Origin of the sequence: Streptomyces sp. NPDC006261, from assembly GCF_040613515.1 — a bacterium.
Classification (GTDB): Bacteria; Actinomycetota; Actinomycetes; order Streptomycetales; family Streptomycetaceae; genus Streptomyces.
In genome coordinates, this window is record NZ_JBEXSI010000016.1 from 1 (window position 1) to 12,383 (window position 12,383).

The window sequence follows — 12,383 nt, forward strand, 5'->3', positions numbered from 1 at the left end:
ACCCCCACCCCCTCCCTTGTGGGCGTGGGCGGGGGCGTGCGCTCCGGGGCCGCCCCCCGCCCACCCCCCCCCGCCCCCCCCCGCGCCGGGGCGCCGGAGCGCCAGGCTCCGCCGCCGCACATCGGACGGCGGGCGGCCGGGGTGCGCGACCGGTCCGAGCCACGGGTGCGGGCTGAGCATGCGGAGCGCGCGGGCGATGCGAGGGGTCATCGGCGGCTGCCTCCCGGAGTACGAGCCGAGTACGAACGGAGCAGGAGCGGGGTCGGAGCAGAGGGGGAGCGCGGTCGGAGCGGGCCAGGAGCCCCGGGCACAGCGGTGCCCGCCGGTCTGGCGGTGCGGCGGACGTTACCCGGGTCAACTCTTGTGCAACAGGGGGCGATCATTGCCGGTCGTGACGAGGGCATGGCGATCGTGTGACAGAGATGCCCGGAATCGACCGCCCTGCCTGGCGGGCTGCTCAGCCTTCTTCCTGACCGGTCGGAACCGCCCCCCGCCCGGTCCCACGACCGGTCGGCCACAACCTCCGCCCGGTCGACCGTCCCGACGACGTGGAGTATGCGTGCACCGCGGACTCATCGGCCGCAGCGCTCTGGCGGCCACCCGCCGGCGATCCCCGGCATCGGCCTCCACCGGCACCGTGGGCGCCCCGGGTATCGGCGACCCCTACTACCCGGCCAGCGGAGACTGCGACGGCTCCCACTACGACCTCCGGCTGACGTACCGGTCGGCGGCCGACCTGCTGGAGGGCACCCGACGATCCTCGCCACCACCACGCAGGACCTGCCCCGCTCCGACCTCGACTTCGGGGCTCGCCGAAGCGGCCGGCGGACGCGGTCACGTCCATCGCTGCCCCGCTGTACACGCTCCATCGGGGGCCCTCGGAGCGGTGGGGTTCAGCCGTTCCCGAGGCCCCCGGTGGCGTGCGCGGCGCGGGCCGCCCGTGCCATCGGCAGATACCGCAGCCGCTCCGGAAGCGCGGGTACGACGACCCGTAGCACCGCGCAGAGCCGCCGCAGCCGCTTCTCCTGGGCCGCCGTCCACGGCAGGCCGATCGCCGCGCGGGCGTCCGGCGGCATGAGTCCGATGGTGACGAAGCGCCGACCGCGGGCCAGCGGCGGCAGGAGCACCGGCCACAGAGCCCGCAGTACCATCCGCAGCGGCCACGGGCCGCGGTCCGGCGGCGGTACGGGCTGATCGACGTCGACCAGTTCGCGCACCACGGTCGTCGCCTCGATCTCCCCGGCGAGCAACTTCTCCCAGTACGGCCAGAACTCCTCGATCGTCTGCGGCATGTCCCGGTCGTGGATGCCGAGGATCCGGCCGACCTGGAGCCACTCCGCGTACAGGGCACGTTCCTGCGCGGGGGTCATCGGCCGGATCAGATAGCGGGCCGCGTGCCGGTAGACGGGGAAGCCGGTGGCGTGCACCCAGGCGTAGTTGGCGGGTGTCAGGGCGTGGTACGCGCGGCCCCGGGTGTCGGTGCCCTGGATGGTGCGGTGGAGCCGGCGCAGCCTGCGGCCCTCCTCGGTGGCCTCCGCTCCGCCGTACACCCAGAGCTGGAGCGAACGCAGGGAGCGTTCGCCGCGCCCCCAGGGGTCGGTGCGGAAGACGGAGTGCTCGTCGACGCCCGCGCCGACGGCGGGGTGGGCGACCTGGAGGGTGAGGGCGGCGGGCAGCATCAGCAGGGCCCGGATGTCACCTGACAGGCTCCACAGGACCCCGCCGGGCGGAGGCGGGAAAGGCTCCTCGATGTCCTTCGCGCTGGTCATCCGGTGCTGTCCTTCGCGCTGGTCATCCGGTGCTCCCGCACTCCCGGCGGGCCTGCCGTGCGCTGCCCGTCCCTTCCCTCCATGATCCCTCGCGGACGGGAGGAACGTGGTGGCGGGGTCCGGGGCCGCCGGCGTCCCGGTCAGTGGTGGTCGTACACGGTCACGGGCACGCCTTCCCGGATCAGGCGCCCCTCGACGATCGGCTCGACGCGCGACCACGTGCCGCCCGCGAGGCCGCAGCCTATGCGCGGCATATGGACCGCGGCTCCGAGCTCGCCCGCCCGGACGGCCACGGCGCCGAGGGCCTCGTACCGCACGGGCACGCCCTTGCTGCCGGTGCGCATCCCCCGCTGGCCGACCATGTTGGCCACCCAGAGATACGGGCCGACCTGGACGAACTGGACCGCTCCCCAGGGCGAAGTCGTTGCCCGCGCGCCGGGCCAAGAACATCACCCTCACCGCCGTCGCCGGTCATTTCAGCGTCTGGCCCGCAGTCACCTCGTGCATCGAACACGGCACCCACCGTGACGACACCCTGGCCAACGCCTACCGAGACCGGCTAACCGCCGCTTGACAGCCCGATAGGAGCATCAACAGGCCGGGGTGGACGGCGGGGCCGCGGTGCCGGAGACTTTCACAGTAGTGGTGAGACAGCAGCACTGTCCGATACAAGCGTTCGACTGCGGGGAGCAGAGATGGCGACGGGGACCGACGAGCCCACGCTCACGGTGGACGAGCTGGCGGCGCGCGCCGGAGTCACGGTACGTACCGTGCGGTTCTACAGCACCCGGGGCCTGCTGCCGCCTCCGGTCATCGGGCCGCGCCGGGTCGGGCACTACGGGGCCGATCACCTCTCCCGGCTCGCGCTGATCGAGGAGCTCCAGCACCAGGGCATGACGCTCGCCGCCATCGAGCGCTATCTGGAGCAGTTGCCGCCCGACCTGAGCGCCCACGACCTGGCGATCCACCGGGCACTGGTGGCGTCCTGGGCGCCGGACACGGCGGAGGACCTGACGCGGGCGGAGCTGGAGCGGCGGGCGGGGCGGGCGCTTGCGGAGCCGGATGTGGATCGGCTGGCGGCGATGGGGGTGCTGGTGCGGCCGGAGGGGGACGGCGGGGCGTACCGGGTGGACCTCGGGCTGCTGCGGCTCGGGGTGGAGCTGCTGGACGTACCGATCGCGCACGAGACGATCCTGGCGGCGCGGACGGTGCTGCTGGAGCACACCCGGTCGGCCGCCCAGGAGATGACGCGGCTGTTCCGGGACGAGGTGTGGAACCCGTACCGGGAGCGCGAGGGCGATCCGGAGCATGTGGCGGCGATGAAGTCACTGTCGGCCCACATGCAACCGATCGTGGTGCAGGCACTGGTGACGGCGTTTCAGCGGTCGCTGAAGGAAGAGCTGCGGAGCGCGTTCACCACCGAGTGATGGTGAACGCGCCCCGGGACGGGGTCAGTCGTGGAAGGTCTCGCCCTTCTCGGCCTTCTCCACGAGCAGCGCGGGCGGCAGGAACCGGTCACCGTAGCGCTCGGCGAGTTCCCGGGCGCGGGCCACGAAACCGGGCAGGCCGCCCTCGTACCCGTTGATGTACTGGAGGACGCCGCCGGTCCACGGCGGGAAGCCGATGCCCATGATGGAGCCGATGTTGGCGTCGGCGACGGAGATGAGGACGTTCTCCTCCAGGCAGCGGACGCTGTCCAGGGCCTCGGAGAAGAGCATCCGCTCCTTCATGTCCTCGAAGGGCACGTTCGCGTCCGGCTTGGCGAAGTGCTCGCGCAGGCCGGGCCACAGGCCGGTGCGCCTGCCCTCCTCGTCATAGTCGTAGAAGCCCGCTCCCCCGCTGCGGCCCGGGCGGCCGAACTCGTCGACCATGCGGTCGATGACCTCGTCCGAGGGGTGGCCGGGCCAGGTGCCGCCGGCCTCCTCCACCGCCCGCTTGGTCTCGTTGCGGATCTTGCGGGGCAGGGTCAGGGTCAGCTCGTCCATCAGGGAGAGCACCTTGGCCGGGTAGCCGGACTGCGCGGCGGCCTGTTCGATCGAGGCGGGCTCCACACCCTCGCCGATCATCGCTACGCCCTCGTTGATGAACTGGCCGATGACACGCGAGGTGAAGAAGCCGCGCGAGTCGTTGACGACGATCGGCGTCTTCTTGATGCGTCGTACCAGGTCGAAGGCGCGGGCCAGCGCCTCGTCGCCGGTCCGCTCGCCCTTGATGATCTCGACCAGTGGCATCTTGTCGACGGGCGAGAAGAAGTGCAGCCCGACGAAGTCGACGGGGCGCGAGACGCCTTCGGCGAGGACCGCGATCGGAAGGGTGGAGGTGTTGGAGCAGAGCAGGGCGTCGGGCTCGATGACGTCCTGGATCTCCTGGAACACCTTGTGCTTGAGCGCGGTGTCCTCGAAGACTGCCTCGATCACCGCGTCACAGCCCGCGAGGTCGGCCGCGTCGCCGGTCGGGGTGATCCGGGCCAGCAGCGTCTCGCGCTTCGCCTCCGTCGTACGGCCCCGGGAGAGCGCCTTCGCGAGCAGCTTCTCGCTGTACGTTTTGCCCTTGGCGGCCGCCTCGGTGGAGACGTCCTTGAGGACGACGTCGATCCCGGCCTTGGCACAGGAGTAGGCGATGCCCGCGCCCATCATCCCGGCGCCGAGGACGGCGACCTTGCGGACCGGGCGGTCGGGGATGCCCTGGGGGCGGTTGGCACCGGAGTTGACGGCCTGGAGGTCGAAGAAGAACGCCTGGATCATGTTCTTGGAGACCTGGCCGGTGACCAGCTCGGTGAAGTACCGGGCCTCGATGGTCAGGGCGGTCTCGAAGTCGACCTGGGAGCCCTCGACGGCCGCCGCCAGGATGTTGCGTGGCGCGGGCATGGGCGCGCCGGCGATCTGCTTCTTCAAGTTGGCGGGAAACGCGGGGAGGTTGGCGGCGAACTTCGGGTTGGACGGGGTGCCGCCGGGGATGCGGTAGCCCTTGACGTCCCAGGGCTGCCGGGACTCGGGGTGGGCGTCGATGAAGGCGCGGGCCTTCTCCAGCATCTCCTCGCGGGTGGCGGCGACTTCGTGGACGAGGCCGTTTTCCAGAGCGCGCTGCGGGGTGTACTGGGTGCCCTGGAGGAGCACCTTGAGCAGGGCGTCCGCGATGCCCATGAGGCGTACGGTACGGGTGACGCCGCCGCCCGCCGGGAGCAGCCCGAGGGTGACTTCGGGGAGGCCGATGCGGGAGCCGGGGGCGTCGAGGGCGACGCGGTGGTGGGAGGCGAGCGCGATTTCGTAACCGCCGCCGAGGGCCGCGCCGTTGATGGCGGCGACGACGGGCTTGCCGAGGGTCTCGATGCGGCGCAGCGAGCGCTTGATCGCGGTGCCGGTGTCGAAGGCGGCCTGGGCGTTCTCGGGGCCGACCTTGATCATGTCCTTGAGGTCGCCGCCCGCGAAGAAGGTCTTCTTGGCGGAGGTGTAGATGATGCCGCGGATGGAGTCCTTCTCGGCCTCCGCGCGGTCCGCGATCGCCGCGATGGAGTCCTTGAAAGCCTGGTTCATCGTGTTCGCGGACTGCTTCGGGTCGTCGAGGACGAGGGTGACGACGCCGGTCTCGTCCTGTTCCCAGCGGATGGTGGTGCTGTCGGTCATGTCGGTGTCTTCTCCGTAAGCAGGGGTGGCCGGGGCAGGACGGGTCAGATGCGTTCGACGATGGTCGCGACGCCCATGCCGCCGCCGACGCAGAGGGTGACCAGGCCGAACTGCTGGTCGCGCCGCTCCAGTTCGTCGATGACGGTGCCGAGGATCATCGCGCCGGTCGCGCCGAGGGGGTGGCCGAGCGCGATGGCGCCGCCGTTGACGTTGACCTTGTCCAGGGTCAGGCCCATGTCCTTGACGAAGCGCAGGACGACTCCGGCGAAGGCTTCGTTGATCTCGACGAGGTCGATGTCGTCGATGGTGAGTCCGGCCTTGGCGAGCGCCTTGCGGGTGGCGGGGGCGGGGCCGGTGAGCATGATGGTGGGCTCGGAGCCGGAGACTGCGGCGGAGACGACGCGGGCCCGCGGGGTGAGGCCGTAGCGCTCGCCGACCTCCTTCGAGCCGATGGCGACGAGAGCGGCGCCGTCGACGATGCCGGAGGAGTTGCCCGCGTGGTGGACGTGGTCGATCTTCTCGACCCAGTGGTACTTCTGGAGCGCCACCGCGTCGAAGCCGCCCATGTCGCCGATGGCGGCGAAGGACGGCTTGAGGCCGGCGAGGGAGTCGGCGGTGGTGCCGGGGCGCAGGTGCTCGTCGTGGTCGAGGACGACGAGGCCGTTGCGGTCCTTGACCGGGACGACGGAGCGGGCGAAGCGGCCGTCCTTCCAGGCTGCGGCGGCGCGCTCCTGCGAGAGGGCGGCGTACTCGTCGACGTCGCGGCGGCTGAAGCCCTCGATGGTGGCGATGAGGTCGGCGCCGATGCCCTGCGGGGCGAAGCCGGTCTCGAAATTGGTCATCGGGTCCATGGCCCAGGCCCCGCCGTCGGAGCCCATCGGCACCCGGGACATCGACTCGACGCCCCCGGCCAGGACGAGGTCTTCCCAGCCCGAACGGACCTTGGCGGCGGCCAGGTTGACCGCTTCGAGGCCCGATGCACAGAAGCGGTTCTCCTGGACCCCGGCGACGGAGTCGGGGAGACCGGCGGCGATGGCGGCGATGCGGGCGATGTCGGAGCCCTGGTCGCCGAGCGGGCTGACCACACCGAGGACGATGTCGTCGATGGCGGCCGGGTCCAGGTCCGGGAAGCGGCCCTGGATCTCGTGGATGAGGCCGACGACCAGGTCGATCGGCTTGGTGCCGTGCAGGGCGCCGTTGGCCTTGCCGCGGCCGCGCGGGGTGCGGATCGCGTCGTAGACGAATGCTTCGGTACTCAAGACAGCTGCCTTTCGAGGGGTGGAGAGGGAGGGCGGAGAGGTCGTCAGGCGAGCAGCGAGCGGCCGATGATCTCCTTCATGATCTCGGTCGTGCCGCCGTAGATGGTCTGGATACGGCCGTCGGTGAACGCCTTGGCGACCTTGTACTCGCTCATGTAGCCGTATCCGCCGTGGAGTTGGAGACAGCGGTCGGCGACGCGCTTCTGCAGTTCGGTGGCCCACCACTTGGCCATGGAGGCGTGGACGGCGTCGAGGACACCGTCGGAGTGGTCGACGATGCACCGGTCCAGGAAGGTCCGGGTGACGGCGCACTCGGTGGCCATCTCCGCGATCTCGAACCGGATGTGCTGGAGCTTGGAGAGCGGCCGCCCGAAGGCCTCGCGCTCCTTGACGTACCGCGTGGTGATCTCCAGCAGGTGTTCGGCCGCGGCGATTCCGGCGACCGCTATGCCCATGCGCTCCTGGGCCAGGTTGGTCATCAGGTGGATGAAGGCGCCGTCGAGTTCGCCGAGGAGGTTCCCCTTCGGGACGCGGACGTCGTCGAAGAACAACTCGGCGGTGTCCTGCGACTTCTGGCCGATCTTGTCGAGGTTACGGCCGCGCCCGAACCCTTCGGCCCCGCGCTCGACGACGATCAGCGAGAGCCCCTTCGCACCGCCGTCGGGAGTGGTCTTGGCGACGACGATCACCAGGTCGGCGAGGATGCCGTTGGAGATGAACGTCTTCGAGCCGTTGAGCAGCCAGTGGTCGCCCTTGTCCTCGGCGGTGGTGCGGATGGCCTGGAGGTCGGATCCGGCGCCCGGCTCGGTCATGGCGATGGCGGTGATGGTCTCGCCGCTGCAGAAGCCGGGCAGCCAGCGCTGCTTCTGCTCCTCGGTGGCGAGGCCGGTGAGGTAGGGGCCGATGATGTCGTTGTGCAGGCCGATCGCGAGGCCCGGCGCCCCGGCCCGGGTGAACTCCTCGGCGAGGACGGCGCTGTAGCGGAAGTCGGTGGAGCCGCCGCCCCCGTACCCCTCGGGGACGGCGAGGCCGAGGAGCCCGGCGCGCCCGGCGGCCAGCCACGCGTCGCGCGAGACGATGCCGTCCTGCTCCCACTGCTCGTAGTACGGGAGCACCTCCTTGGCCAGGAAGGCCCGGACGGTCTCGCGGAACGCGTCGTGCTCCTCGGTGAAGATCTGGCGTTGCACGGGGTCTCCTAGTCGTGAGGGTGGGGCCGGAGCCCCGGTACGTCCCAGTCGGCGGCGACCGCGTCCGTGTCAGCGCCCGGTAGTGCGGGGCCGCTGCGGACGGAGACAGGGGTGGCGGAGAAGCGCGGGGCGGGGGCGGGCTGGGTGATGCCGCCGTGGTCGACGTAGGTGGAGCGGGCGGCGAGGTGGGGGTGGTGCGGCGCCTCGCGGAGGGAGAGCACGGGGGCGACGCAGGCGTCGGTGCCGTCGAACACCTCGGTCCACTCCACCCGCGTACGGGTGAGAAAGCGCTCGGTCACGGCGGCGCGCAGCTCGTCCCAGCGGGCCAGGTCCCACCGGTCGGGGAAGGCGTCCGCGAGCCCGAGCAGGCCGATGAACTCGGCGTAGAACCGCCCCTCCAGCGGGCCGACCGCCATGTGGCCGCCGTCGGAGGTGGCGTAGGTGCCGTAGAAGGGGCAGCCGCCGTCCAGCAGGTTGGCGCCGCGCCGGTCCTGCCAGCTCCCGGCGGCCAGCATGCCGTGGATCATCGAGGCGAGGTGGGCGGCGCCGTCGACGATCGCCGCGTCCACCACCTGGCCGGCGCCGCCGGGGGTGCGGGCGTGCTGGAGAGCGGCGAGGACCCCGACGACGAGGTAGAGCGAGCCGCCCGCGTAGTCGCCGACCAGGTTGGCGGGGACCACGGGCGGCTCGTCCGGCTTGCCGATCATGGAGAGGGTGCCGGTGAGGGCCAGGTACGCGACGTCGTGCCCGGCCCTCTGCGCCAGCGGGCCGTCCTGGCCCCAGCCGGTCATCCGCCCGTAGACCAGCTTCGGGTTGCGGGCGAGGCAGGCGTCGGGCCCGACGCCGAGCCGCTCCGCGATGCCGGGGCGGTACCCCTCGATGAGGATGTCGGCGCGTTCGGCCAGGTCGAGTACACGGCCGGGGCCGCCCTCGCCCTTGAGGTCGACGAGGACGGAGCGCTTGTTGCGGTTGGTGAGGTCGTACGCCGGATCGATGCCGAGGGCCGCTCCGCCGGGCCGGTCGACGCGTACGACGTCGGCTCCGAGGTCCGCCAGGAGCATCGCCGCGAACGGTCCGGGGCCGATGCCCGCCAGCTCGACGACCCGGATTCCCGTCAGCGGGCCGTGCCCGGTCCTTGCCATCCGTGAGCCCCCAGGGTGTGACACAACCGATGTAACATCAACGATGCTAAGAACGCACCCCGCTCGGCACAACCCCCCGAGCCGAGCAAGCGCTTAGTTCTTTCCGCGATCCTCTCGCATCCCCGCCGGACGTTCCACGCCCGAGCCCGCCCGGTCGCACTCCCTACGGCCCCCTCCGCTACCCTGCCTGCCACGTCTCCACCCGTCCCCTCGCCCCCCGGAGGTACTCGTGAACAGGCAGAAAAGGGCCGCCCGCCCCCTGGACGTCGTCCTTTTCGGTGCCACCGGCTTCGTGGGAGTGCTCACGGCGGAGTACCTGGCGACGCACGCCCCCGAGGGGCTGCGCTGGGGGTTGGCCGGCCGCAGCCGCACCAAGCTGCGACGGCTGCGCGAACGGCTCGCCGCGATCGAACCGGGCTGCGCCGAGCTCTCGTTGCTGGAGACCGATGCGGACGACGAGAGCGCCCTGCGTGATCTCGCCACCTCGGCACGGGTGGTGGCCACGACCGTGGGCCCGTACATCCTGTACGGCGAGAAGCTGGTCGCCGCCTGCGCCGAGGCCGGGACGGACTACCTGGACCTCACCGGCGAGGCGGAGTTCATCGACCGGACCTATGTGCGCCACGACGCACGGGCCCGGGAGACGGGCGCCCGTATCGTGCATGCCTGCGGCTTCGACTCCGTACCCCATGACCTCGGGGCGTACTTCACGGTCAAGCAACTGCCCGAGGGCGTGCCGCTGACCGTCGACGGCTTCGTCCGCAGCAACGCCGTGTTCTCCGGCGGTACGTTCGCCTCGGCGCTCACCGCGATGGGCCGCGGCCCTCAGATGCTGCTCGCCGCCCGGGAGCGGCGCCTGCACGAGCCCCGCCAGGTGGGTCGCCGGGTCCGCACCCCGGCGGGCTCCCCGCACTACAACGGGGCCACCGGCACCTGGGCGCTGCCGCTGCCGACCGTGGACCCGGCGGTCGTGGGCCGCTCCGCGAGGGCGCTGGAACGGTACGGCCCCGACTTCCGCTACCGCCACTTCGCCTCGGTCAAGACGCTGCCGATGGCCCTCGGCGGACCCGCGGCGGTCGGTGCACTGATCGCCGCGGCCCAGGCGGGGCCGGTACGCGACTGGCTGATGGGGCGGTACGAGGCGGGGCAGGGGCCGGACGCGGAGCGCCGTCAGCGGAGCTGGTTCACCGTCCGCTTCGTCGGGGAGGGCGGCGGCCGGCGGGTCTTCACCGAGGTGTCCGGCGGCGATCCGGGCTACGACGAGACGGCCAAAATGCTCGCCGAGTCGGCCCTCTGCCTCGCCCTGGACAGGCTCCCGGACACCTCCGGCCAGGTCACGACGGCGACGGCGATGGGCGACGCGCTGCTGGAACGCCTGACGGCGGCGGGGCTGCGCTTCCGGGTGGCGGCGGTGCGGTGAACGGGCCGCGCTAGAAAATCCAGCTGGCCAGCGTGTAGAGCATCGCGCCCAGCCAGACGAGGCCGACGACCCCGCCGAGCGCCATACCGAGCGCGATACGCCGCTGGGCGGGGTCGAGGGGCATAGGGCGGACGACTGTGCGAGAGGTGTTCATACGTTCAGCCTGCCCACCAAGATCGATTTATGCCATCCGTACAGATACTCAGTCGAACAGCTGCTCAACCGAATCCCGCGGTAGCGGCGGCCCTCAGGCGGTCGCTTCCCCCAGGGTCTGCCGGCACAGCGCGTCCGCCCGGCGGGTGCTCTCCGGCTGGCGGAAGCGGCGGGCCAGGAGCAGGGTGTGGGCGCAGGCGTTGTCGAGGCTGATCCGGTGGCCGACGGAGACGAAGACCGGGTTGGTGTTCTCCTGGGTGCGCAGCGCCCGGCCCACCACCTCGTCGCCGTCCACCAGCGGGGAGAAGTCGCCGCGCCGGGGACCGGGGGCCTCGTACGTGAAGGTGAACGGGTTCTTGCCGACCCCGATCACGGGCAGCCCGGTGAGCACGCCCAGGTGGCTGGCGAGCCCGAAGCGGCGCGGGTGGGCGAGGCCGTACCCGTCGCAGATGACGACGCCGGGGTCGGCGGTCAGCGACTTCAGGGCCTCCAGAACGGTGGGGATCTCGCGGAAGGCCAGCAGCCCGGGGACGTACGGGAAGGTGATCCTGCCGACCGCGGTGGCCTCGTCCACGGTCTCCAGCGTCTCGGCGTCCAGCACCACGGCCGCCGCGACGACGACGTCCTTCTCCTCGTCGTACGCCACGTCGACCCCGGTCACCAGACCGGCCCCGGGCGCCGGGCCCGGCTCGTCCAGCACCACGAGGCCGCGCAGGCGGTCCTGGATCGCCCGGCCCTCGGCTTCGTCTGCGGGGGTCTCATGGGCGGGAGTGGGCTGTGTCGTCATGACCAGCAGCTTAGGCGGTGCCGGAGCACCCCCGTTCCCGTAGCCTGACGATCATGTTCGTACTCGAATTGACCTACACGGCTCCCGTCGAGCGCGCGGACGCGCTGATGAAGGAGCACGTCGCCTGGCTGGACGAGCAGTACGCGGCAGGCGTCTTCATCGCGTCGGGCCGCAAGAACCCCCGGGACGGCGGGGTGATCCTCGCCGTCGGGGAGGGCAGGGAGCGGATCGAGGCGATCGCCGCGGCCGACCCCTTCGCCGCGCACAGGGTCTGCGCCTACCGGATCACCGAATTCATCGCGACCAAGACGGCATCCGAACTCGCCTCTTTCCAGCAGGAGTTGCCGGACCGGTAGGCAGGGCGGGCGACTTCTTTCCCGGGCTTCGTGCCGGCCGGAGCGTACGCCGGTCCGGGTGCGCCGCCGAGAAGCGGGCAGGAGGGCGGGGGTGCAGGAGAGTGCGAGGAGAGGCGGCGCGTGGGCGGTGACGCAGCTCACGCCACCCGCCGGTGCACGGATCGATGCGTTCCGTCGTCTACTCCAATGCCGGGAACCGTTCACCCAGCCGCGAGAGGGAGCAGGTCTTGTCCAGCGTTATCGAGCAGTCCGTGCAGGCCCGCATGGTCGCGTCCGCCCCGCGGATGGAAACCCTGCCGGCCACTCTGAGTTACGACCGCAAGGACCCCTTCGCCGTGCGCATGGCGTTTCCGGCCCCGGCGACCCTGGAGGGGACCGAGGTGTCCTGGGAGTTCTCCCGTGAGCTGCTGACGGCAGGGGTCGACACCCCCGCCGGGGAGGGGGACGTCCGGGTCAGGCCGTTCGGGTACGAGCGGACGGTGCTGGAGTTCCACGCGGCCGAGGGCATCGCCATGGTGCATGTACGCACGGCGGAGCTGCGCCGCTTCCTGGAGCGGGCGCAGGAGCTGGTGCCGGCGGGTGACGAATACCGCTATCTGGATCTGGACCGCAACCTGACCGATCTGCTCGGTGGCGCCTGCTGAGCGGCGGGCCGCTGCACCTCTGAGCGGCACAGCTGAACGGCCG

At 71.6% G+C, this 12,383-nt stretch carries 12 protein-coding genes and 2 pseudogenes; 6 read left to right on the plus strand and 8 right to left on the minus strand.

The window, feature by feature from the left end:
* Window positions 1–559: 559 nt before the first annotated feature.
* Window positions 560–807 (plus strand): annotated as a pseudogene (locus ABZ154_RS12735) (M1 family peptidase); the annotation flags it as partial.
* 86 nt (window positions 808–893) lie between these two features.
* On the opposite strand, the gene ABZ154_RS12740 reads toward ABZ154_RS12735, so the two are convergent.
* Together ABZ154_RS12740 and ABZ154_RS12745 are read right to left on the minus strand one after the other, a co-directional pair.
* Window positions 894–1,769: an oxygenase MpaB family protein gene (locus tag ABZ154_RS12740; protein ID WP_356831786.1), complete on the minus strand. Its 876-nt coding sequence runs from the start codon at window positions 1,767–1,769 to the stop codon at window positions 894–896.
* A 140-nt stretch (window positions 1,770–1,909) separates the two neighbouring features.
* Window positions 1,910–2,204, minus strand: a pseudogene (locus ABZ154_RS12745) (Appr-1-p processing protein); the annotation flags it as partial.
* Between ABZ154_RS12745 and ABZ154_RS12750 the strand changes: the two are divergent.
* Both ABZ154_RS12750 and ABZ154_RS12755 read left to right on the plus strand, forming a co-directional pair.
* Window positions 2,194–2,343, plus strand: a complete 150-nt coding sequence (locus ABZ154_RS12750; RefSeq protein ID WP_356831788.1) for an XRE family transcriptional regulator — start codon at window positions 2,194–2,196, stop codon at window positions 2,341–2,343. The pseudogene ABZ154_RS12745 and the gene ABZ154_RS12750 overlap by 11 nt on opposite strands.
* A gap of 121 nt (window positions 2,344–2,464) precedes the next feature.
* Window positions 2,465–3,196, plus strand: a complete 732-nt coding sequence (locus ABZ154_RS12755; protein ID WP_356831790.1) for a MerR family transcriptional regulator — start codon at window positions 2,465–2,467, stop codon at window positions 3,194–3,196.
* 24 nt (window positions 3,197–3,220) lie between these two features.
* Here the strand turns inward: ABZ154_RS12755 and ABZ154_RS12760 are convergent, their stop codons facing one another.
* The 4 genes from ABZ154_RS12760 to ABZ154_RS12775 are packed head-to-tail and all read right to left on the minus strand — an operon-like array spanning window position 3,221 to window position 8,980.
* Window positions 3,221–5,392 (minus strand): 3-hydroxyacyl-CoA dehydrogenase NAD-binding domain-containing protein, encoded by a 2,172-nt coding sequence (locus tag ABZ154_RS12760; protein ID WP_356831792.1) that lies wholly within the window; start codon window positions 5,390–5,392, stop codon window positions 3,221–3,223.
* A gap of 44 nt (window positions 5,393–5,436) precedes the next feature.
* Window positions 5,437–6,651, minus strand: a complete 1,215-nt coding sequence (locus ABZ154_RS12765; protein WP_356831794.1) for an acetyl-CoA C-acetyltransferase — start codon at window positions 6,649–6,651, stop codon at window positions 5,437–5,439.
* 44 nt (window positions 6,652–6,695) lie between these two features.
* Complete coding sequence (locus ABZ154_RS12770; protein WP_356831796.1) at window positions 6,696–7,838, minus strand: acyl-CoA dehydrogenase family protein; 1,143 nt, start codon at window positions 7,836–7,838, stop codon at window positions 6,696–6,698.
* 8 nt (window positions 7,839–7,846) lie between these two features.
* Entirely contained in the window at window positions 7,847–8,980 is a 1,134-nt protein-coding gene (locus ABZ154_RS12775; protein WP_356831798.1) for a CaiB/BaiF CoA-transferase family protein, read from the minus strand.
* Window positions 8,981–9,209: 229 nt separating this feature from the next.
* On the opposite strand from ABZ154_RS12775, the gene ABZ154_RS12780 reads away from it, so the two are divergent.
* A complete protein-coding gene (locus tag ABZ154_RS12780; protein WP_356831800.1) occupies window positions 9,210–10,400 on the plus strand; it encodes a saccharopine dehydrogenase NADP-binding domain-containing protein in 1,191 nt (396 codons plus the stop codon).
* 10 nt (window positions 10,401–10,410) lie between these two features.
* Here ABZ154_RS12780 and ABZ154_RS12785 read toward each other — a convergent pair whose 3' ends face one another.
* Together ABZ154_RS12785 and ABZ154_RS12790 are read right to left on the minus strand one after the other, a co-directional pair.
* Window positions 10,411–10,554, minus strand: coding sequence for a hypothetical protein (locus ABZ154_RS12785; RefSeq protein ID WP_356831802.1), 144 nt, complete (start codon window positions 10,552–10,554; stop codon window positions 10,411–10,413).
* Window positions 10,555–10,647: 93 nt separating this feature from the next.
* Window positions 10,648–11,340: an endonuclease V gene (locus ABZ154_RS12790; RefSeq protein WP_356831804.1), complete on the minus strand. Its 693-nt coding sequence runs from the start codon at window positions 11,338–11,340 to the stop codon at window positions 10,648–10,650.
* A gap of 53 nt (window positions 11,341–11,393) precedes the next feature.
* Between ABZ154_RS12790 and ABZ154_RS12795 the strand changes: the two genes are divergently transcribed.
* Both ABZ154_RS12795 and ABZ154_RS12800 read left to right on the plus strand, forming a co-directional pair.
* Entirely contained in the window at window positions 11,394–11,696 is a 303-nt protein-coding gene (locus tag ABZ154_RS12795; RefSeq protein WP_356831806.1) for a YciI family protein, read from the plus strand.
* Window positions 11,697–11,923: 227 nt separating this feature from the next.
* Complete coding sequence (locus ABZ154_RS12800) at window positions 11,924–12,340, plus strand: SsgA family sporulation/cell division regulator (protein ID WP_356831808.1); 417 nt, start codon at window positions 11,924–11,926, stop codon at window positions 12,338–12,340.
* Window positions 12,341–12,383: the final 43 nt, after the last annotated feature.

Bases quoted from the DNA above. Each gene is read 5' to 3' on its own strand.
- ABZ154_RS12760 (WP_356831792.1), bottom strand. From the start codon at position 5,392: ATGACCGACAGCACCACCATCCGCTGGGAACAGGACGAGACCGGCGTC.
- ABZ154_RS12790 (WP_356831804.1), bottom strand. From the start codon at position 11,340: ATGACGACACAGCCCACTCCCGCCCATGAGACCCCCGCAGACGAAGCC.
- ABZ154_RS12740 (WP_356831786.1), bottom strand. From the start codon at position 1,769: ATGACCAGCGCGAAGGACATCGAGGAGCCTTTCCCGCCTCCGCCCGGC.
- ABZ154_RS12795 (WP_356831806.1), top strand. From the start codon at position 11,394: ATGTTCGTACTCGAATTGACCTACACGGCTCCCGTCGAGCGCGCGGAC.
- ABZ154_RS12785 (WP_356831802.1), bottom strand. From the start codon at position 10,554: ATGAACACCTCTCGCACAGTCGTCCGCCCTATGCCCCTCGACCCCGCC.
- ABZ154_RS12775 (WP_356831798.1), bottom strand. From the start codon at position 8,980: ATGGCAAGGACCGGGCACGGCCCGCTGACGGGAATCCGGGTCGTCGAG.
- ABZ154_RS12755 (WP_356831790.1), top strand. From the start codon at position 2,465: ATGGCGACGGGGACCGACGAGCCCACGCTCACGGTGGACGAGCTGGCG.